Here is a 21106-nt window from a genome sequence, read left to right on the forward strand (position 1 = left end):
CGGCACATCTCGCCGGGGCTAGCGCAGGGTGCGCGCGCAAGACCGGGCGAGAAGATCTCCTGATCACTGGTCAACACGAACGAAAACAGAGATACTACGCTGCCTTAATTTGGCCGCGTTGGCCCGACTGGCCAGCGACCACCTGCTCAAACCCAGCCATTCGTCAGGAAACCAGATGACCATACGACCTGAGTTGATAGAAAGACTGCGCGAAAAGCGAACGCGACTGATCGACCATCTCAGTCCGGAGAAACTGGATGCGCTCCACGCCAAGGGTCTTCTGTCGGCCCGCGAGCGCCTCGATGCCCTGTTCGAGGAAGGCACCTTCCAGGAACTCGGGCTGCACGCGGCACACGCGGCGGTCCACTTCGGGATGAGCAGGAAAGTGCTTCCGGCAGACGGCGTGATCGCCGGCAGCGGCTATGTCGGCAACACCCAGGTGGCGGCCTTCAGTCAGGATTTCAGCGTCGCCGCGGGCACGCTCGGCAAGATGCAGGCCAGGAAGATCACCCGCATCATGCGCCACGCGTTGAAGACCGGTGTGCCACTGGTGGCTTTCAAGGATTCGGGCGGGGCACGGATTCAGGAAGGCGTCGACGCACTCTCCGGCTATGGCGACGTCTTCTACACCAACGTCCTGCTCTCCGGCGTCGTCCCGCAGATCGCGGTGATCTGCGGTCCCTGCGCGGGGGGGGCAGCTTATTCGCCCGCGCTGATGGATTTCGTGATCATGACCCGGAACCATGCGCACATGTTCCTCACCGGGCCTGAAGTGATCAAGGCCGTAACCGGTCGCGCGACGACGATGGCCGAGGTCGGCAGCGCCGAGATGCACGCCTCGGTCAGCGGCAACGCCCACTTCCTCGCCGAAGACGACCAGCACGCAATTGCGCTGGTCAAGCAGATCCTTTCCTATCTGCCGGCCAACAACACCGAGGATCCGCCTCACGATCTCGGCGTCGCCATCGAGGAAATGGAAGACCCGGAGCTCAACGCGTGCCTTCCGGACAGTGCGTCGGACCCCTTCGACATGTACGAGGTGATTCGTCGGATCGTCGACGACGGGACGATGCTCGAGGTGCACGCGAATTTCGCGCGCAACGTGATCGTCGGCTTTGCGCGGATCAGCGGCGTGGTCGTCGGCATCGTCGCCAACCAGCCGATGGTCATGGCCGGAGCTCTCGACCTCGATGCGGCCGACAAGGTGGCCCGTTTCGTGCGCACGTGCAACATCTTCAACGTCCCGGTGGTGACGCTGGTCGACGTTCCTGGATTCATGCCCGGGGTCGAGCAGGAGCGTGGAGGAATCATCCGCCACGGAGCGAAGATGCTCTCCGCCTACGGTTCTTGCACCTCGCCGAAGATCACGGTCATCCTGCGCAAGGCTTATGGCGGGTCGTATCTGGCGATGTGTGCGCAGGAGCTCGGCGCCGACATGGTTTTCGCCTGGCCGACCGCCGAGATCGCCGTGATGGGTGCCGAAGCGGCCGTGAAGATTCTCTATCGCCGGGAACTTGCTGAGGCCGAAGACAAGCAGGCCAGGGCAACCGAGCTCGCTCAGGAGTACCGGGACCAGTTTGCTTCCCCATACGTATCGGCGAGCAACTTCTACATCACCGACGTCATCGAGCCGCAGAACACCCGCTGGGTCGTCGCGCTGGCCCTGCGCAAGACGCTCGACAAGCGCGAATTGCGGCCGGCCAAGAAGCACGGCAACATCCCGATGTAAGCATCAACGAAAGAGCCCGGACGATGATCACTGCTGCGATCCTCAAAGCCCTGCAGGTTTACGGAATTGCCATCGTGATTTCAGCGCTGGTCGCCGTGCTGATCAAGGTGCTGGTCGGAATGACCAGCCGGTTCGAAAAGAGCCGGGCGCCCGAGGTGCCGACGGGCACCGTCTGCCCCGTCGGTCTCGGCGTCCCCGATGAAGACGTCGCTGCGCTGTCGGCCGCGATTTTCGTGGCCATCGGACCGCACCGCATCCTGCACATTGCACCAACGCATCATGGCTGGGCCGCCGGCGCACGTGCCACCCAGCATACCCACACGCCGGGGCCTGCGGGCCGAGGCCCCAGATAGAAGGAGCTAGAACATGCCCAGGAAATTCAAAGTCACCGTCAACGGACGCGAGTACGACGTCAGCGTGCTCGAGATTGGCGGCGGCCAGACGCAGCAGGGAGCCTCCCAGCCGACGGCAGGGCCCGCTGTCGCCGCGCCAGTGGCCGCCGCAACAACTGCCTCGCCGGCCCCGGCAGCAGCGAGCACGCCAGCGGCTGGCGCCGGGGACATCGTCGCCGCGATGGGCGGGGTGATCGTCGAGGTCGATGTCAAGGTCGGGCAGTCGGTCGCGGTCGGCGATCGTCTGGTGGTCATCGAGGCGATGAAGATGAAGACGCCGATCACTTCGACGCGCGCCGGAGAAGTGACCCGCGTACTGGTCTCGCCGGGCGACGCCGTTGAAGGCGGCCAGGCGCTGGTCACGATCGCGTAGGCTCGAGGCGATGAACGGCGCAACCCGATCGCTCCGGACACCGACCGGCGAGCGACGGGGCCGCTCGGCCGAACTGAGGAGTCAGATCGTCCGACGACAGCGCGGCGGTGCACCGGCCTTGCTCACCCGACCTGGGGCGCTTGCCCGCAGGCCACTCCAGTGACCCCCAACGTGCTGCGCCCGCAGCGGCCGAGTGCCCTCCGGCGCGAGGATTCAAGCGCATGGAAACCATTCACTTTCTAGACCTCTTCCAGGGAATCGCGACGCTCGCAGCGGCGGAGCCGAAGATCCTGATCGGCCGTATCGTCCTGATGCTCCTGGGCTTCCTGCTGATCTACCTGGGATCGAAGAACGTACTCGAGCCTCTGCTGATGATTCCCATGGGGCTTGGCATGTCGTCGGTCAACGCCGGGGTCATGTTCCTCGAAGCCAACAAGGCTGGAACGCTGTTCGTCGATCCGCTGCTCTCCGACCCCGTGGACCTGATCAACGTCCTTCAGATCGACTGGCTGCAGCCGATCTACACGCTGACCTTCAGCAATGGCCTGATCGCCTGCCTGGTGTTCATGGGCATCGGCGTGCTGCTCGACGTCGGCTACGTCATGGCCAGGCCGTTCCAGAGCATGATCATCGCCCTGTTCGCCGAACTCGGGACGATCGCCGTCTTCCCGATCGCCGTCGGCCTCGGACTCGGCGAAGGCGAAGCCGCAGCAGTCGCGACGATCGGCGGTGCGGACGGTCCGATGGTGCTGTTCACCTCGCTGGTGCTGGCCAGGAACCTGTTCGTTCCGATCACCGTTGTCGGCTATCTGTATCTTGGTCTGACCTACGGCGCCTACCCCTACCTCATCAAGTGGCTGGTGCCGAAGCATATCCGGGCGGTTGACATGGCCGCTGACCGTGGCCCGAAGATCAGCCGATCCCAGAAGCTGACTTTCGCAGTCATCGTCTGCACCTTGTTGTGCCTGCTCTTTCCGGTGGCCGCGCCATTGTTCTTCTCGCTTTTCGTCGGCGTCGCGGTCCGCGAGAGCGGTATCGACCCCTTCGTCAAGCTGATCGGCGAGACCTTTCTCTACGGAGCAACCTTCTTCCTTGGACTGACGCTGGGCGTGCTCTGTGAGGCGAACACCCTGCTCGACCCGACGGTCCTCAAACTGCTGCTGCTGGGCATGCTCGCGCTGACCATTTCGGCGCTCGGCGGGCTACTCGGCGGCTACATCCTCTATTTCTGGACCGGAGGAAAGTTCAATCCGATGATCGGGATTGCCGGAGTCAGTTGCGTACCGACGACGGCCAAGGTGGTCCAGAAGATCGCCACCGACGCCAACCCGGGAGCGATCATCCTTCCTCAGGCGCTCGGCGCCAACATCAGCGGGGTGATCACGACGGCGATCATCGCGGCCACCTATGTGGCCCTGTTGCGCTAGCCGCGACACCGGTCTCCGGGCTGCGCAAGCGATGCACTGACCAGCCCGGAACGCAATGGCCGGCGAGGCTTGCGCGACGCTCGGCGGCTGGCCGCGGGGTCGGCCGTGCCGGACGAGATCTGGCTGAACCCGGGCGTCCGCTCAGCAGCCGTCAGACAACCGGCGCCCGGCGCCGTCAGCCCTGTTTTTCAGTGTCTTTGGGTGCCTTGGCCTGTTCGACAGGTGGAAAGCCGGGCAGCGGGATGCTGGTGAACAGCGACCGTGTCTGGTTCTTGAGCTGGTCCTGCATCTGGTGCAGCATCTTCCGGCTCTGTTCCATGTAGGTGGCCATCATCGTCTGCATGGCCGGGCCCTGAAAATTCATGAACTGCGACCACATGTCGCTCTGCATCTGGCTGCTGCTTTCGCCGTAGAACTGCTGTGACTGCTCCTGGAGCTTCTTCTGAAAGTCGACGAAGGACTTGATGTTCGTCTCCAGGTACTTGCCGAGCATTCCCTGCATCGCGTGCCCGTAGAAGCGGATCATCTGGGCGAGCAGGTCGGTGGTGAACAGCGGGATTCCGGCGGCTTCCTCTTCGAGGATGATCTGCAGCAGGATGCTGCGGGTGATGTCCTCGCCGCTCTTGGCATCGACGACGTTGAAGTTCTCGCGGGCCAGCACGAGATCCTTGACGTCGCTGAGGGTGATGTACGCGCTGGTCTTGGTGTCGTAGAGACGACGATTCGGATACTTCTTGATCAATCGGGGCTGCTCGGGCATGGCGACCCTTCCTCCTCTCTGCGGATAACTCGGCAGGCGCGTGTCAGCACGCCTTGGTGCGCTGCAACATCATTATACGCCGCAGAGAAAAAGCGAACAGGCCCCTGCCGGGGCCCGTCCTTGGCGCGATCGAAGCGACGCCGATCTACTGGTAGTACAGACCGCCGCAGATGTTCAGCGTTGACCCGGTCATGAAACCGGCGATCTCCGAAGCCAGATAGACCACCGCCCCCCCGATTTCCTCGGGCTTTGCCAGACGCTTCATCGGCACCGTGTCGACGATGCTCTGCAGGATCTCGGGCTTGATGGCCATGACCATCTGGGTCGCCACGTAGCCTGGGCAGATCGCGTTGACGGTCACGTTCTTGGCGGCGAGTTCGGCAGCGAGGGCCTTGGTGAACCCGATCACGCCGGCTTTGGCAGCCGAATAGTTGGTCTGTCCGGCCTGGCCCCTGAGACCATTGACCGACGAGATGTTGATGATCCGGCCCCAGCCGCGCTCAGCCATCTTCGCCGACACCTGCTTGGTCATGTTGAACAGACTCGAGAGGTTCGTCGAGATCACCGCGTTCCACTGCGCCGGCTCCATGCGCGCAAACATTTTGTCGCGGGTGATGCCGGCGTTGTTGACCAGGATGTCGACCGGACCGGCCTTTGCTTCGGCCTCGGCAACCATGGCCGCGCACGAATCGTAGTCCGAAACGTCGCCGGCAACACAGACGAAATCGGTGAAACCCGCTTCGGACATCGCCGCACGCCACTCGTCGGGCTTGTCGAATACCGGATGATAGGCCGCGACGACCTTGTGACCGGCCTTGGCCAGTTCCTGGCAGATGGCCGTGCCGATCCCACCCATAGCCCCCGTAACCAGAGCAACACGCTGCGTCATAGCATTTTCCTTTCCTGTCGACGATTGATTGAAACAACTGGCGGCGCATCCCGCCCCGACTACACCCTCTGCCTACCACCCGTCCGCCAGCCGCTTACCGGCAACGGAAGCCTCCCCGGAGAAAGCCAGGCCAATCCAGCCCGTGACGTCCTGCCCTGGACCAACTGAAGCAGCCCATCGCCTGCTGACCAGACGCTCGAACGACGAGTGTCGGCAAACGGCCGCCCGGGACGAAGAGCGTCGATCCGCGAGGACGCCCGCATCCCGATGGCCTCTGCGACCCCCGCTGCAGCAACGCGACGACCATTGATTCTGCATTGCAGCATCGGCGCTGTCAACGCCACGGGACATTCTTCGGGGTCGTTGAAGGGCCTCGCCGGCCGCCGTACAGCAGCACCGTTCCGGCGACCTCGGACGGGGCGCTGCGACAGCCTGGCGCGTATAATCCATTGATGTACATCGTTGCGATCGCCTGGCTCTATGTGACCATCCTGATGGCGCTGACTGAAAGCAACGTCTTTGCCGGGGTTCTCACTTTCCTATTCTACGGTCTCGCGCCAACGTCCCTGCTGCTCTGGCTCTTCGGTGGCCCCGTGCGTCGTCGGCGGGCGACGCGGATGGCCGCCGACGGAACTCCGCTCGACGAGGGCCGCGACGAGCGTAGCCCGACGCCGTGACTATTCGGCATCCAGCCAGATCAGTGAGGCCATCCGGCCGGTGACCCCATCCCGACGGTAGGAATAGAAATCCTGTTCCTGACGGACGGTGCAGAAGTCCCCACCGTACACCGAGCTGACGCCAAGGCGCGCCAGCCGCTGACGTGCGAGCAGATAGATGTCCGCGAGCCACCGCTCCGGCTGAGTCTGGCGATCAATCCCCCGGAGCTGTTCACCCGGCCGAGCGGCCTCCCGGCGAACGACTGGTCGCCGCGCGGCTTCGAACGCCGCTTCAGCCCGGGGATCATTGGCGATGAACCCTGTCCTCACCTCGGAGCCGACGACAAACGCCTGCCGACCGATGGCCGGGCCAAGGTAGGCGAGCAGCTGATCCCCGCGAACACCCATCGCGGCAACCGCCTGTTCGATGATTCCAGCCTGCAGGCCACGCCACCCGGCATGCGCAACGGCGACGACCGACCCCTGCCGGTCACAGAGCAGTACCGGCAGGCAATCGGCGGTGAGGACCGCGCAGACGACGCCTGCCTGGCGAGAGAGGGAGCCGTCAGCCTCGACAGGCTCTGCCGAGTCAACGAGCGTAGCCGCGTCGACGACCCGGGTACCGTGAATCTGCCTGAGCCAGCAGGGTTGTGCCGGCAGAATCGCCGCCAGGAGCTGGCGGTTGCGGGCTACCGAGAACGGATCGTCGCCGACGTGATCAGCGAGGTTGAAGCTCGCGTAGGGGGCGGCGCTAACCCCGCCTCCACGCTTCGTGACCAAGCTGCGCACCCGCGACGGAGCCGGCCATTCGGGAATGACCGCGCTCGGTACGCTCGGCATCGACTCGCTGGCGACAGTTCTCCGAGTAAGATCGATACTCATGGCTCACCTGCATCGACTTCGGCGTCGTCGAGAAGGCCGACTTCTGGGTCCCCGCCCCCACCGTGGCGGTCCGCCGGCCGTTGGTCGCCGAAGCGTTCATCCGGCAACCCGACGCCCAGGCGAAGCAGCCCGATCAGGGCAGCCATGTCCTTCGGGAGACAAGACGTCCAGCTGATTGGACGCCCGGTCGCTGGATGCACGAGCACGAGACGGCACGCATGCAGGGCCTGCCGGGGAAATGAAGGACCTGGCGGCGCGCGCCTGGCTCCACCTCCATAGACCGCATCACCGACCAGCGGATGGCCTTGAGCGGCAAGGTGGACACGAATCTGATGCGTACGACCGGTCTCTAGAGCACACTCGATCAGCGTACAGTCGGAAAATCTCTCGAGCGGACGATAGTGCGTTCGTGCCGGCTTGCCGGTTTCGACGATCGCCATCTTCGTGCGCAGCGTCGGATGCCTGCCGATGGGCGCATCGATGATTCCCGCGATCTCGACGCGCCCACGCGCCAGCGCCTGGTAATGCCGCCTGACAGTCCGCGCCTGAAGCTGACGGACCAGTTCGGTGTGCGCCTCGAGCGTCTTGGCGACGACCATCAGGCCACTGGTGTCCTTGTCCAGGCGATGCACGATTCCCGCGCGCGGTAGGGAGGCGAGCTGCGGCGCATGATGCAGCAAGGCGTTGAGGAGAGTCCCGCTCCAGTTGCCACTGCCGGGATGAACGACGAGCCCCGGCGGCTTGTCGATGACCATCAGCCAGTCGTCCTCGTCAACGACGCGCAGCGGAATGTCCTCCGCCTTGTCGGAGTCGGCCCGGCAATCGGGCCCTTCGATGAGCTGGATGCTCTCGCCGCCCCAGAGCCTGTGCCGGGGTTCAACTATGCGGATGCCCCCCACGCGAACCCGGTCCTCGCGGATCCACGCCTGGATGCGCGTGCGCGAGTGCCAGGGCAACAGCCGGGCCAGGATCTGGTCGATCCGGCACCCGGCGGCGTCTGCCGGGACGTCCAGGGCGACTCCCCGGTTTGCGCTATAATCCTGCGGCTCATCCCGCCGCACCGGCCCAGCCGCCAGTACCTTTCGTCTCCGTGGATCGTTCATCATGCGTAGTTTAGCGGTTATCACGACGCTTTTCCTCGTAGCCCTGATCTCGGGCTGCGGGCTCCTGCCCGAAGACAAGGACGAAACGGTCGGCTGGTCGGCCAACAAGCTCTACGCCGAGGCCAAGGAAGCGCTCAGCGATGGCTCCTATGAGCGTGCGATCAAGTACTTCGAGAAGCTCGAGTCGCGCTATCCCTACGGTCGATACGCACAACAGGCGCAGATCGAGATTGCCTACGCATACTGGAAGGATCAGGAGCCGGCAGCCGCCCTCGCCGCCTGCGACCGCTTCATCAAACTGCATCCGAACCACCCGAACGTCGACTACGTTTACTACCTCCGCGGCCTGATCAACTTCAACGAGGATCTCGGCCTGCTCGGCTCGATCAGCAACCAGGACATGACCGAGCGGGATCCCAAGGGTGCGCGCGAGTCCTTCGAAGCATTCAGGGAACTCGTCACCCGTTTCCCGGACAGCAAGTACACACCCGACGCGATCCTGCGCATGAAGTACCTGGTCAATGCCCTGGCCTCGCTCGAACTGCACGTCGCCCGTTACTACATGAAGCGCGGTGCCTATCTCGCGGCGGCGAATCGTGCTCAATACGCCGTGCTCAACTATCCCGAAGCGCCAGCGACTGAAGAGGCTCTTTTCATCATGGTCAAGGCCTACGATGCACTTGGCCTGAACGACCTACGCGACGACGCCGAGCGAGTCATGCGCAAGAACTTCCCGAGTAGCGAGTACTACGTCCGCGGACTCGAGCGCAAGGAGCCGTGGTGGAAACTCTGGTGACCGGCCACCGTCTCCCCGCTCAAGAGCGGTAAACCGGACAGCCGCGCAGCCGGTCGGCGATCTCGCTCGCCTCCCCTCCTGCTGGCCTCTCGGTATTCCCGGTTGGCCGCCCGTGCCTTCCGCGGGTTCTGGCCTGCTCGCCAGGCGGTGATCACCAGCGCTAGATGAACTCGCTTCCCGGCGTTAGCGGCTGCGCAGGCCGATGACCCTACGGTGGCTTTTCGCCAGACCGATGCCTGGACTGCCTGATCGCCAGCAGGGCCTGATTGCGAAGCGATCTGATCAGCGAGAACTGGGCGCTCGAGATCGCGATCTCCCCGGCGCGTTCGCGGTCAGCGTAGATCATCGCCAAAGGCGTTCCTTTGACGCACAGCGGCAGGACGAGGAAGGTTTCGGCGGCGACTGCCCTCGCGAACCACTCCGGAATTCGCGCTGCGATCCGGTCATCCGAGCTGTCACTGATCAGCACATCCTGTCCGCTGGATAGAGCGGTGAGAAAAATGTCCGGGGAAGAAGCGAGCGAAAAGCGGAAACGTCTGGCAACCTCGAGCGCATCCCCACCAAAGCCGAATCGGCCAACCATCGAGTTGCTACGGGCGTCGCGAACGCAGAGGATGACGCGCCTGAAGGCCATCCCCCGGTAGATCGCTTCGAGAGCGATGCGCAGGACGTCGTTGAGGCGAAAATCGTTGACCAGCGCGCTGCTGACCTCCTCGATTCCAGCGAAAAGGATGGTCTCGTTGCCCGAAGCGTGCCCGGACCCGCTCGCCGTGCTCTCTGCAGGAGCGCCCCGTTGAACTTCTTCCGGACTGCTTCCCGAAACACGGGCGGCAACCAGTGTCGGATCGGCGGTTCGGCGCCCCGCGGCGGGCGGCGCAGCGAGCAACGTACCTCGCCAGACGTCCAACTGACGACCGAAGCGCGTCTGCCGCAGATCAAGACGTACACTCGCGGCAAACCGTGTCACCTCGTCGAGCGCCCTGTCGAGCGCTGCACGCACTTCCTGCTCGCCGAGCGAAAGGATCTCAGCGAAGCGCGCGGTGGTTCTGCGCAATTCCCTCGTCTGATCCTCGGCCGCGGTGTCGATGACGACCATGCACAATTCGTTCGCCAGGGCGCAAAGCAGGCGGAACCTGTCGTCGGCCGACAAAGGCCGGCGCACGCTTCCCGCCGGGAGGCGACGCATGCTGTCGAGGATCAGTCTTGGAAATGCCCAGGTCCGGGCGATCGCGATGCCGAGGTCCTCGAACGAGACGCCGAGCACCTGCACTGCCGCGCTGTCCTGCGAACAATTCCTGCGCATGGCCACGCGCCGGATCTCCACGCTCTGGTCAGGAAAGTAGTACAGGCTCAGCAACCGCCCGAGATTGTGGAACATCGAACAGACGAACAGCTGCTCGGCTTCCGGACGAGAAGCACCCCTGCCACCGAGTTCCCTGGCCAGGACGCCGGCCAGGTTCGCGCGCAGGAACTCGTCCCGGAGTTCGCTTGCTGTGCTCCTGTTCTGCAGGTGGTCGAGCAGAAGGATGGTTGTGGCCATGCTGCGCACGGCGTCCAGCCCAAGGACGACGACCGCCCGCGAAACCGTGCTGATGCTGCCCCCCACCACCTGCCGGTAACAGACCGAATTGACCATCCGCAGGACCTTGTGGGTCAGTGAAAAGTCCTTGAGGATCGTGTTCGAAACTTCGGCTGTGCTCTGATTCTCGGAAGCCGCGATCCGGTTGATCGCCACCACCGATTCCGAGAGCGCAGGAAAGTCGCTCTCGTGCCGCATCCGGCGAAGGAGCAGGTCGACCGCGGTCGGTAGCGGCGCTTCCGGGCCGGACCCGAAACCCTCATCGCGGTGTTCAACCAGCGCTTCACGCATCTGCGCTGCGGATTCGAAACGGTCGGCAGGATCCAGCGCCAGGGCCCTTTCGACGACCTGCGCCAGCCGGTCGTCGAGGACGCTGCGGACCTCCTGGGGCAGCCGCCAGTCCTCGACGGCGGTCCGTGGAAGCACCTGCCCTGTCCCCGGGCCGGACAGCACTCCGCTTCCGGCGAGTAGATCGCGGAGGATGAGTCCGACCGAGAAGATGTCCGAACGCTCGCTGCTCACTCGTCCGGCGATCGTCTCCGGCGCCAGGTACGACGGTGTGCGGAAGTGCACGCCCAACCCGGCGCCTCGGACCAGCTGGCGAGCCGCAAGCACAAAGTCCATCACCCGCGCAACTCCCTGCCGATCGATCAGGATGTTGCTCGGCTTCAGGGCACCATGGACGATTCCTGCAGCGTGCGCATGAGCCAGCGCGTCGAGAACGGGCCGGACGATTTCCAGAGCCCGCTGCGGAGGCAGTCCACCGCTGCGTCCGAGATACTCGCCCAGATTCTCGCCCACGACGTACTGGAACACCAGATACGGCGCACCATCGTCCTCCGCCGCTTCGAGGAGCGGGATGATGTGCGGATGCCGCAAGCGGCTGACGCTTTGTCCATCATCGAGCCACTGCCGACGCTGCGGGACTTCAGGCAAGGCCAGGGTAAAGGTCTTGACGACCACCTGACGCTGCAACTGCGGGTCGCGTGCCAGATGGACGACCGTCCGGGCTCCCCTGCCCAGCTCGCGAAGGACTTCGAAACGACCGATGCGCCTGATCACCGGGCCCGCTGACCGGGAATCGCTTCCGGTTCTGCCCGGCTCACCGGTCGTCCTCTGACGGATCGAGCCCTTCGAGGTCACCGAGTCGCAGCAGCGCTTCGCTCGCCGGCAGGGCTTCGACGCCCCTCAGCCGACGCTCGATCTGGCGCGTCCGCACGCCCGCCGACTCAATGCTGCGACTCGCCTGTTCGAGCTTCCGCCGGGTCGCTTCGAGGACCTCGCCAAACTTGCCGAACTCGGTCTTGATCGCGCCAAGGACGGCCCAGACCTCCGAAGATCGTCGCTCGATGGCCAGAGTTCGGAAACCCATCTGCAGGCTGTTGAGCAGCGCGGCGAGCGTCGTCGGACCGGCGAGACAGATCCGCCAGTCACGCTGCAGCGCATCGGCCAGCCCCGGCCTCCTGAGCGCTTCGGCGTAGAGACCCTCGGTCGGCAGGTAAAGGATCGCGAAATCCGTCGTGAACGGTGGCTCCACGTACTTTTCGCGAATCTTCCTGGCCTCCTCGCGGAGCCGCGTCTCGAGTGCCCTGACGGCGACGTCGAGCGCAGACGGATCCGCTCTCTCCTGCGCATCGATGAGCCTCTGATAATCTTCGAGCGGGAACTTGGCGTCGATCGGCAACCACACCGGGCGATCCTCTCCCTCGGCGACCCCCGGTCCCGGCAGACGAATGGCAAACTCGACCCGTTCGGCGGTGTTCGGCCGGGTAGCAACGTTCCTGGCGTACTGGTCGCCAGTCAACAACTGATCGAGCAGGGCGTCGAGCTGGACTTCACCCCAGCTGCCGCGTGTCTTGACGTTGGTCAGTACCCTCTTGAGGTCGCCGACACCCGTCGCCAGCGTGTGCATCTCGCCAAGACCTTTGTGCACTTGCTCGAGGCGCTCGCTGACCAGCCTGAACGAATCGCCGAGCCGCTGCTCCAGCGTCGCGTGCAGCTTCTCGTCCACGGTTCGGCGCATTTCCTCGAGCCTGGCAGAATTGTCGGCCTGCATTGCGCCGAGCCGTGACTCGATCGTCTGTCGCAGCGCGTCGAAGCGTTGGTCGTTGTTGCTGGTCATCCGCCCCAGCTGCTGGGCGAAGGACTCGAGCTGCTGCGCCTGCAGTCGCCCGAGCTCTGCGAGCTGCGCAGCCAGCGCCTGCGACAGGCGCGCCAGGGACAGCGATTGCTCCTCTCGGTCGTCGCGCGCCGTGTTCGCTGCTTCCTGCCTGCCGATGACGAGTTCCTGGCGGATCTCGCGCTCGAGTCGTTCGAGGCCGTCGTGCAGATCCCGCAAGCGCGCGTCGCGCAGCTCACGTGCCGACCCTGCGCGGAGCAGAACGACGAGTTCGAGAACGACGACCAGGATCCCGACGGCCACTGCCGCATAGACGATTCCCTCATTCATCTGCGGCCCTCGGCGGACCAGAATGAATCGAACGGGGCAACAGCATGACCATTGCGCCTACTTCAGCGACAGCGCCACTCGACTCTCGCCGGACGTCCCCGGCGATTCCTTTGCGGCGTCCGGTGTGACGACCCTGGCGGGCAGCAGGAAGATCCGCTCGGCAGGCAGATCGTGGGCGCCGAGCCAGTCCACAACCGCCCGTGCCCTCCGCTCGGCCAGATCACGGAGGTCTTCTTCGTCGACCTGGGTATTGGCCAGGATCAGCTTCTCCATCTCATCGACCGGCAGGCTCCTGACCATGCCGACGAAATTGCGCGGCTTGGGAAACTTCTCCGCACGGTATACACGCTCGAGCAACACCGGATACTCCTTCGCGCCAACCTCCACCGACTCGGCTGATCCGCTCTCGACGCCCTGGCGGGTCAGATCCTCACGCTTCATTGCCCGCACCCTGTGCTCCAGTCGACTGCGCCGAAGACCCTCCGGATCGAGTTCGGAATCCGCTCGTCCCTCGATCTCGAGCCTCAACGCCGGTCTGTCGGCGAGTGCCTTGGCCAGGGTCTCGAGACGCTGTCGCGCGGTATCGGTCAGGGTCGCCTGGCCGACTTCGAATTCGACGTTCGACAGTTCCTCACCACCACCGAAGATCGAGCCGAGCAAAGCAAACGGCGCTGACGCCGCCTTGACCAGCAGGTTGACGATCACCCTGACGATCAGGCCGCCGACGCTGAACTCCGGATCGTCGAGCGACCCGGAGATCGGCAGATTGATGTCGATTTCGCCGCGGCTGTTCTTGAGCAGCGCCACCGCCAGAGTGACCGGCAGCTTCGTCGCGTCGGGACTGTCGACCGGGTTCCCGAAAGTCAGCTGGTCGAGAAAGACCCGATTCTCGGCGGTCAGTTGATTGTCCTCGATCCGGTACCTGACGAACAGCGAGAGCTTGCCCTTCTCGATCGCGTAGCCAGCGTACTTGCCGGAATACGGCGACAGCGAGGTCATCTCGATTCCCCTGACCTCAGCCTGCAGATTGAGATACGGCTTCTCCGAGAGAGGATTGATCTGCCCGGCAATGGTCACTGGAGCCGTGTTGTCGTAACTGCCGCGCAGGTCGACCGTGGCGAGGCTACCCATGGTCGACGACAGCCCGCTGACCGTGCCGCCGACTTTGCGCAGGTTCGCCGAGTAGTTGGGCTTGACGAAGTTGTCGCTGAACAGGATGTTCCCGCCCTGGAGCACGATCTTGCCGACGTTCACGGGCACCGGCAACCTGCTTCCGGCGGCGACGGGAGCCTGCGCTCTGCCCTCACCCGAGACGGCCACCGGCGCCACCGCCTTCGCCGGCTCAGGCGACGCGGTGCTTCCAGGCTGGCGAACGATCTGCAGCAGATTGAGCTTGCCGTCGCGACTGATGATCACCCGCGCGAAAAAGTCGGACAGGGCAACCTCGCCGATCGACACCAGCGCCGGGTTGACGCGCAGATCGAGCTTGCCGAGGAACAGCGACTTCCATTTGAGGAAGTCGGCGGAATTCAGCTTGTCGACCGCGTAAAAGTCACCGATCGTCACCTGCCCGCTGAACCCTCCGCTCAGCTCTCCGGTGCTGTCCTTCGCTTCGCGCAACTTCAACGCCCCATTGAGACTCACCTGGCCTCGCGTGACGTCGATGTTCACCTTTTCGGTGAAATAAGGCTGCAATGGCAGAAGTTCCAGCGACCGTGCGTCGAGACTGAGATCGGCTTCGAGCGGGAACAGACCGATCGTTCCGCCGGCCTCCACCTGCCCCTTGGCGTTCAGGGCAAAGCGCGCGGACAGCCGAGCCGTCTGGCCGGGTTCGGTGGTCAGATTTTCGGCATCGATGGTCGCCCCGCGGACGACCTGAACGGCTGCCGGCGATACTGCCGCGTCCTCGAAACGCAGTTCGAGGTTCTCACCGTGAACGCGGGCAAACGTCAGCTTCCACGGCGTCGAAGCGGCTTTCTGCGAAGCCTCGACGAGCTTCAGTGACGGCGGCTTGACGAAGTCGAACGCGCCGTCCCTCGTCCTCCGGATCAGCAGCCTGGCCCCGCTGGCCAGGACCTCGCCGACGGTCACCTGCTGCCTGGCCATGTCGAGCCGCCCATCGCGAGCCGCGAAGGCCTCCGCGCGGACCCACGGGTCGGCACGCAGGCGCCAGGCAGCCGCGAAAGTGGCGACTGAGGCACCCCGGGCGTCGAGATCCTGCAGAGTCAGATCGAGATCGTCGACCGTTGCGTTGAACGGCTCGCCGTGCGACTCGTCGAGCCAGTGCAGAGAGCCACGGGTGACCCTGATCTCGCCCAATGACCACTCCGGAACTGCGGCTGCTTCCGCTCCCTGCGCTTCGCCCCGGCCACTGCCGCCGGCAAACCGCTGGCTGAAAAACTCGATCCAGTCGACCACCCCCTCGCGGCTGACGCGGGCGTGTATCTCGGGCGCCTCGACCTGAACCCGCTCGATCGCCAGACGGCGCTTGAGCGGGTCGATTTCGTCGACCACGACGTCGAGGCGGGCCAGCGAAAGCAGGGGGCCGCCGGCCGCGTCCCTGACCACCACATCCTTGAGGGCCGCGCGTCCGGACAGATGGGCCGTCGACGGCCGGCCCGCCGGCGCACGGCGAAAGACGAGCTTCAACTCGCTGTCCAGGCCGGCCGAAACGACTTCGATTGGCAGGCGGAAAGGCAGGTAGCCGACGTAGCGGCCGAGCTGGACGTCGCGCAGGTCGAGCGAGAGCTCACCGTCGAGCGAATCGGCGAAGGGCCTGCTCCTGCCCTTGAAGGCCAGCGGCGAGCCATCGATGGACAGCGAGATCGCTGGCTCGACGAAGCTGTCGACTTCACTCGGCAGACTCGATACGAACGGCAGCGCCACGTTGAGGTCGTCGACCCGGTGCTTCTCGCCAAGCCGGTGATCGTCGAACTCAAGCCGGCCGCCGCTGATCTGGATGTTGTTGACCGAGAACGCCGGCACCGGGTCGTCCGACGGCGGCCGGGCGACGAAAGCATCGAGCAGGTCGGAAAAGTTGAAACTTCCGTCAGGCAGCCGAACAACCCTGACCATCGGGCCGGCGAGCCTAAGCTCGCTGACCACCGGCCCACCGCGAAAAAGCGACATGGCTTCCAGGTTCAGGTAGAGCTGGTCGAAGCCCGCGACCTTCTCTCCGCCACCCCTCTCGTCGATCGAAAGCCCATCGACTTGCAGGGAAAGAGCGTAGGGGTTTATGCTGATGCTCTCGATGCTCACCCGTCGCTGGAGGGATTCGGACAGCCTGTCGAGCAGGATCGACTTGACGATGGGTGGCAGGACAAGGAAGCCGACGACTCCGATGACCAGCACGACGGACAGCGCCCACAAGCCATACTTTCTTGCTCTTGCGGAGGCAGCCGACCTGGCAGAACCGGTTGTTTCGGACATCGTGTCGGAACGGTGGATGGCTTCGGATCTCAGTAATTTAGCACGAAGGAGTGGACACCGTGACGCACGGCGTTGGTCCCGGTCGTGGCCGAGTCGAGCATGAGCGAAACTTCGCGTCCGAGAGTCGTCGTCGTCGACGACAACGACCTGACGCGAACGCTCCTGCGCAGCATCCTTCGTGAGGGCGACTATGAGGTCGTCGGCGAGGCACGGGATGGCGTCGGCGCACTCGCCCTCGCCGAGCGACTACGCCCCGAGATCATCTGCCTCGACCTGGTCATGCCCCAGATGGACGGACTCGAGGCCTTGCAGACGATCAGGCTGATGTACCCGGAGATCGCCGTCGTGATGCTCGCCGACCGGCCCAGCAAACAGACCGTCGACGAGTCGATCCGGAGTGGCGCTAGCGGCTTCATCGTCAAGCCGTTCAACGCCGCGAAGGTTCTCGACACCGTCGGCCGAGCCCGGCGATCAGCAAACCGGCGGGATGCGTCCCAGACAGCAGACTGAAACGACGCTCTCAAGAAAACGTTCTGTAGGTCGTTGCTTTCATGCCGCACACCTGCCGAACACCTGCCGCCACCAAGGGCGGCTGGGTGGCTCAGAAGGTGTTCTTCCATTCCCTGAGGACGCTGAAGACGCTCACCGGATCTTCTGCCGTCGCTCCGCGGCTGCGGGCAGCGGCAATGACTTCGGGCTCGGCACAGCGCAGGAACGGGTTGCTCGCTTTCTCGATGCCGATCGTCGAAGGTACCGTCGCGCACCCTCGCGCCCGAGCCGCGGCGACCTCGGCTGCACGCTCGCGCAGAACCGCGTTGTTCGGCTCGACCGCCAGGGCAAAGCGCAGGTTGGCCTCGGTGTATTCGTGCGCGCAATACACGGCGGTATCGTCGGGCAGGCCCGCGAGGCGGGCGAGCGATTCCGCCATCTGCGCCGGGGTCCCCTCGAAGACCCGACCGCAGCCGCCCGCGAAGAGCGTGTCTCCACAGAACAGGCAGCCTGCCCCATAATACGCCAGGTGGCCGAGCGTGTGGCCAGGCACGGCGAGGACCGCGAAGCTGATCTCGCACGCGGTGATCGTCTCGCCGCCGTGCAGGCGCCTCGTGATGCCGGTGATCCGCTCGGCAGCCGGACCAATGACCTCCGCCTGATGCCGATCGAGCAGGCCGGCAACGCCTCCCTGATGATCGGCATGATGGTGAGTGATCAGGATCGCAGCCAGCGAGAGACCCTCTCGATCGAGCACTTCGAGCACGGGGTCTGCGGCACCAGGATCAATGACCGCGGCCATCGCGCCCTTGCGCAGCAACCAGATGTAGTTATCCTTGAAAGCTGGAATGCAGACGATCTGAACCATTGCCGAATTTTGGAAGAACTGCAGAAAATGTCAATTCCCGGTCTGGACTCGTGGCTGCACAGTGCGCTGGGGCGCTACGTCATGGACTGGGAACAGACAACGATCGATTCGGTGGTCGCCGATCTCTTCGGCTACAATGCCGTGCAGCTCGGGATGCCGGAGCGCGACCTGCTGGCCCACAACCGCATCCCCCTGAGACAGGTGGCGAGCCCGTCGGGACACGCCGACGTGCTCTGCGACCTTCGCCGTCTCCCGTTCGCCGCGCAGAGCATCGATCTCGTGGTCATGTCTCACGTTCTGGAGTTCCACGAAGACCCGCACCAGATTCTCCGGGAAGTCGAGCGCGTCCTGATCCCTGAAGGAGCGCTGGTCGTCGCCGGTTTCAACCCCGTCTCGTTTTGGGGATTGCGCCGCAGGCTTCCCGGATGCCCCAGCGGCTTTCCGTGGAACGGGCGGTATCTCTCGGTAGCGCGTCTCAAGGACTGGCTGCAGTTGCTCGGCTTCGAGGTCGAGAAGGGAATTTTCGGCTGCTACTCCCCCCCCTGCAGCCATGAACGCTGGTTGAGCCGTTGGCGGGTTGTCGAGTCGGCCGGCGCCCGCTGGTGGAGTTTCGCCGGCGGAGTCTATCTGCTGCAGGCGACCAAGCGTGTCCACGGGATGCGTCTGATCGTGCCTGCATGGAAGCAGCAGAAGGTTCCGAGCAAGGTCCTTTCAGCAGTCAGCAAGAAACAGGGCGATCCGCATGAGCAATAGCAACGGGCCAACGGTGACCATCTACGCCGACGGCGGCTGCCGCGGAAACCCCGGCCCCGGCGGCTGGGGGGTTCTCCTGCAAGCGGGAGACCACGAGAAGGAGCTCTGGGGCGGCGAAGACGCAACGACCAACAACCGAATGGAGCTGACCGCAGCGATACGCGCGCTCGAAGCCCTGAGAAGACCCGCGACGGTCGATCTGCACACCGACTCCCAGTATCTTCAGAAGGGAATCAGCCTGTGGATAAAGCAGTGGCGGAGAAACGGCTGGCGCACCGCCAACCGCGAGCCGGTCAAGAATGCGGACCTCTGGCAGCGACTCGATGAACTCGCTGCACGCCACGAGATCAGATGGCACTGGGTCCGGGGGCACTCCGGAAATCCAGGAAATGAACGTGCGGATCGCCTGGCCAACCGTGGCCTCGACGAGTTGCTGCGTGACCGGCACAGGGCACCGGCAGGCCCACGACCCGCGCAGCAATGACCGGGGGCCTCCGCAACAGCGCGTTTTCTTCCGCCACGGCCGCTCAGCCGGCGAGCGGATCGCGGTTCAGGACGCGTCGCTGAACACGCGTCGATCCTCAGGGAGTCGATCCATGCGGCAGGTCTTCCTCGATACTGAAACCACCGGACTCGAGCACAGGCTCGGCCATCGGGTCATCGAGATCGCCGGCGTGGAAATGTGCCACCGCCGCCTGACCGACCGCCACTTCCACACTTACCTCAACCCGGAGAGGGACATCGACGCCGGCGCTCTGGCCGTGCACGGGATCAGCCGGGAATTCCTGCTCGACAAGCCCCGCTTTGCCGACATCGCAACCGAGTTCGTCGACTTCATCCGTGGGGCGGAACTGCTCATCCACAATGCCGCGTTCGACGTGGGCTTCCTGAACGCCGAGCTTGCGCTGCTCGACATGGCACCGGTCGAGACCGTCTGCCACGCGGTCTGCGACACGCTGCGCATGGCCAAGGACATGCATCCGGGCAAGAAGAACAGTCTGAATGCGCTCTGCGAGCGCTACGGCGTCGACAACTCGCGGCGAACTCTGCACGGCGCCCTGCTCGACGCGGAGATCCTCGCCGAGGTCTACCTGGCGATGACTCGCGGCCAGGAAAGCCTGATCATCGACCTCGGCGGGGCGCGGTCGGGCGGCAACACAGAAGCGTCTGTCAGGCCAATGTCGGGGCAGCCGCGAGCAGCACTACAGCTGGTCAGGACGGCCAGCGATCAGGAGATCGCCGATCACGAAAGGATCCTCGCGGCCATCGAACAAGCCAGCAAAGGCAACTGCCTCTGGCTGCGCAGCCCGGACGGCCGCTGACCCGGCTGGCTGCGTCATTCCAGGGAGACCGGACCTTCGGCTGCGCGCCTCTTTCGCCCTCTCGGTGTCCATTGGCCATCTCTCGTCGCGTTCGCTGCAGGAAGGAAACGAAGGCCTTCCCTTGATTGGCGCCGGGCATCTCGCCCTGCTCACGACGATTCCTTGACGACCTTTCAGCCCTCGCCCGAGTTCTCCGGCGGGCGTCTAGGCCGGCGCACGTGCCGCTTTGGCGATCGCTGATCCGGCGCGCGGGCTTCCGCGCGGGCTTCTGCTGCTGCGTCGGGGTTGCTCTCCGGCCGCTGGCCGCCCGGCCGCGATTCAGGCCGTGCCCCGGTCGCAGGCGGTCTCGGCGTGGGCTTGCGCTGCTCTGGACGGCGAGCGGACGCGGCTGGCCCCTGCCGTTTGTCCTGTTGCCGATCGAAGTGACGGTCGGACTCACGGTTTCCAGGAGCGAGGGTGATCTCGATCTCGATGATTTCATCCCATTGCGCGTCGGTGCGATCACGCTCGGGAATGGCCAGCAGTTCACGGAGCCGCCGGCGCGGATCCTGGGGCGGGGAGTCGTTCATGGCGTCATTATCACTCACTCGCCGGCGATCGTTCAACTGGCCGCGCACTCGCGGTGTGCCGCCGCGGGATCGGCCACGCCGGGAGCCGGCTGACCGGCACCCGCGAATCGCGCGAATCCTCCTCGATCACCCTGCCGAGCAGCGGGTCGGGCAGCCCGCAAGCCGCAACACCCGGAACCAGTCCACGGTCAGGCGATGTCACGCGGCCGCCACGGGCCAGGCCCGTAGGATCAGGTCTGCTCAGTGCCCCGCGCGCAGGCTCGCAGAAAAGCTGCTCTGCAGAGCTTCCGGAAGGCGAAAACGCGCGAACGCTTCATGGATGCCCGACTCGTTGACGCCACCGGCGCGGTCCTGGAAGCGGATACCCAGCGGGCGACCGTTCGCCGCGAGAGTCGCGAAGGCAAAGCGCCACCGCTGGGCTTCGGCCAACCGCTCGCGCAACTCGTCTTCGTTGCTGATTTCCACGCCCGCGCACTTCAATGAATCGAGAAACTGGTCAAAAGACTCGCTGCTGAGGCTGCCCATCTTGATCTCCTGTCGAAATTGTTCGTACGCTCCACCCACGCGAGATTTAACGCTCGCCTCCAGCCCCGGTTGACAAGGACAGACGACGCAGAACGGCATTGACCGGCGCACCGCGC

At 64.6% G+C, this 21106-nt stretch carries 20 protein-coding genes; 11 read left to right on the forward strand and 9 right to left on the reverse strand.

Features of this window, described 5'->3' with window-relative positions:
• Positions 1-175 precede the first annotated feature (175 nt).
• From NFW05_RS01415 to NFW05_RS01430, 4 genes are all read left to right on the forward strand, one after another.
• Complete coding sequence (locus NFW05_RS01415; protein ID WP_295302137.1) at positions 176-1729, forward strand: acyl-CoA carboxylase subunit beta; 1554 nt, start codon at positions 176-178, stop codon at positions 1727-1729.
• Between the two features lie 23 nt (positions 1730-1752).
• Positions 1753-2082 carry a hypothetical protein gene (locus NFW05_RS01420; protein ID WP_295302138.1) on the forward strand — a complete coding sequence of 110 codons (330 nt, stop codon included), beginning with the start codon at positions 1753-1755 and terminating at the stop codon, positions 2080-2082.
• Positions 2083-2095: 13 nt separating this feature from the next.
• On the forward strand, positions 2096-2494 hold the full coding sequence (locus NFW05_RS01425) for a biotin/lipoyl-containing protein (protein WP_295302140.1): 399 nt from the start codon (positions 2096-2098) through the stop codon (positions 2492-2494).
• A gap of 221 nt (positions 2495-2715) precedes the next feature.
• Positions 2716-3921: a sodium ion-translocating decarboxylase subunit beta gene (locus tag NFW05_RS01430; protein ID WP_295302142.1), complete on the forward strand. Its 1206-nt coding sequence runs from the start codon at positions 2716-2718 to the stop codon at positions 3919-3921.
• A 175-nt stretch (positions 3922-4096) separates the two neighbouring features.
• Here the strand turns inward: NFW05_RS01430 and phaR are convergent, their stop codons facing one another.
• Together phaR and phbB are read right to left on the reverse strand one after the other, a co-directional pair.
• On the reverse strand, positions 4097-4681 hold the full coding sequence (gene phaR / locus NFW05_RS01435; protein ID WP_295302144.1) for a polyhydroxyalkanoate synthesis repressor PhaR: 585 nt from the start codon (positions 4679-4681) through the stop codon (positions 4097-4099).
• A gap of 145 nt (positions 4682-4826) precedes the next feature.
• Positions 4827-5570 (reverse strand): acetoacetyl-CoA reductase, encoded by a 744-nt coding sequence (phbB, locus tag NFW05_RS01440; RefSeq protein WP_295302146.1) that lies wholly within the window; start codon positions 5568-5570, stop codon positions 4827-4829.
• 452 nt (positions 5571-6022) lie between these two features.
• Between phbB and NFW05_RS01445 the strand changes: the two genes are divergently transcribed.
• The gene (locus NFW05_RS01445; protein WP_295302148.1) at positions 6023-6247 is read left to right on the forward strand and encodes a hypothetical protein; all 225 of its coding nucleotides are present in this window, start codon (positions 6023-6025) and stop codon (positions 6245-6247) included.
• Here NFW05_RS01445 and pgeF read toward each other — a convergent pair whose 3' ends face one another.
• Complete coding sequence (pgeF, locus tag NFW05_RS01450) at positions 6248-7066, reverse strand: peptidoglycan editing factor PgeF (protein WP_295302400.1); 819 nt, start codon at positions 7064-7066, stop codon at positions 6248-6250. It abuts the gene before it with no gap.
• Between the two features lie 38 nt (positions 7067-7104).
• Entirely contained in the window at positions 7105-8235 is a 1131-nt protein-coding gene (locus tag NFW05_RS01455) for an RluA family pseudouridine synthase (RefSeq protein ID WP_295302150.1), read from the reverse strand.
• Between NFW05_RS01455 and NFW05_RS01460 the strand changes: the two genes are divergently transcribed.
• A complete protein-coding gene (locus NFW05_RS01460; protein ID WP_295302151.1) occupies positions 8213-9007 on the forward strand; it encodes an outer membrane protein assembly factor BamD in 795 nt (264 codons plus the stop codon). The two genes, NFW05_RS01455 and NFW05_RS01460, sit on opposite strands and share 23 nt — an antisense overlap.
• A 208-nt stretch (positions 9008-9215) precedes the next feature.
• Here NFW05_RS01460 and NFW05_RS01465 read toward each other — a convergent pair whose 3' ends face one another.
• Genes NFW05_RS01465 through NFW05_RS01475 form a run of 3 tightly spaced genes read right to left on the reverse strand, consistent with a single transcriptional unit; the run spans position 9216 to position 16404 of the window.
• On the reverse strand, positions 9216-11648 hold the full coding sequence (locus NFW05_RS01465) for a serine/threonine protein kinase (protein ID WP_295302153.1): 2433 nt from the start codon (positions 11646-11648) through the stop codon (positions 9216-9218).
• A 40-nt stretch (positions 11649-11688) separates the two neighbouring features.
• Positions 11689-13035, reverse strand: coding sequence for a DNA recombination protein RmuC (rmuC, locus tag NFW05_RS01470; RefSeq protein ID WP_295302154.1), 1347 nt, complete (start codon positions 13033-13035; stop codon positions 11689-11691).
• A gap of 57 nt (positions 13036-13092) precedes the next feature.
• Positions 13093-16404, reverse strand: coding sequence for a DUF748 domain-containing protein (locus NFW05_RS01475; protein ID WP_295302156.1), 3312 nt, complete (start codon positions 16402-16404; stop codon positions 13093-13095).
• A gap of 159 nt (positions 16405-16563) precedes the next feature.
• Here NFW05_RS01475 and NFW05_RS01480 point away from each other — a divergent pair, with 159 nt between their 5' ends.
• On the forward strand, positions 16564-16974 hold the full coding sequence (locus tag NFW05_RS01480; protein WP_295302158.1) for a response regulator: 411 nt from the start codon (positions 16564-16566) through the stop codon (positions 16972-16974).
• A gap of 91 nt (positions 16975-17065) precedes the next feature.
• Here NFW05_RS01480 and gloB read toward each other — a convergent pair whose 3' ends face one another.
• On the reverse strand, positions 17066-17821 hold the full coding sequence (gene gloB / locus NFW05_RS01485) for a hydroxyacylglutathione hydrolase (protein WP_295302159.1): 756 nt from the start codon (positions 17819-17821) through the stop codon (positions 17066-17068).
• Positions 17822-17848: 27 nt separating this feature from the next.
• On the opposite strand from gloB, the gene NFW05_RS01490 reads away from it, so the two are divergent.
• The 4 genes from NFW05_RS01490 to NFW05_RS01505 all read left to right on the forward strand — a co-directional run bounded on the left by NFW05_RS01490 (position 17849) and on the right by NFW05_RS01505 (position 20558).
• Entirely contained in the window at positions 17849-18574 is a 726-nt protein-coding gene (locus tag NFW05_RS01490) for a class I SAM-dependent methyltransferase (RefSeq protein ID WP_295302160.1), read from the forward strand.
• Positions 18564-19058 (forward strand): ribonuclease HI, encoded by a 495-nt coding sequence (rnhA, locus tag NFW05_RS01495; RefSeq protein ID WP_295302161.1) that lies wholly within the window; start codon positions 18564-18566, stop codon positions 19056-19058. Before NFW05_RS01490 ends, rnhA begins: the two co-directional genes overlap by 11 nt.
• 112 nt (positions 19059-19170) lie before the next feature.
• Positions 19171-19896, forward strand: a complete 726-nt coding sequence (gene dnaQ / locus NFW05_RS01500; RefSeq protein WP_295302163.1) for a DNA polymerase III subunit epsilon — start codon at positions 19171-19173, stop codon at positions 19894-19896.
• Positions 19897-20306: 410 nt separating this feature from the next.
• Positions 20307-20558, forward strand: a complete 252-nt coding sequence (locus NFW05_RS01505; protein WP_295302165.1) for a hypothetical protein — start codon at positions 20307-20309, stop codon at positions 20556-20558.
• 147 nt (positions 20559-20705) lie between these two features.
• On the opposite strand, the gene NFW05_RS01510 is transcribed toward NFW05_RS01505, so the two are convergent.
• Positions 20706-21089, reverse strand: coding sequence for a hypothetical protein (locus NFW05_RS01510; RefSeq protein ID WP_295302167.1), 384 nt, complete (start codon positions 21087-21089; stop codon positions 20706-20708).
• Positions 21090-21106: the final 17 nt, after the last annotated feature.

Origin of the sequence: Accumulibacter sp., assembly GCF_023806625.1 — a bacterium.
Lineage (GTDB): Bacteria > Pseudomonadota > Gammaproteobacteria > Burkholderiales > Rhodocyclaceae > Accumulibacter.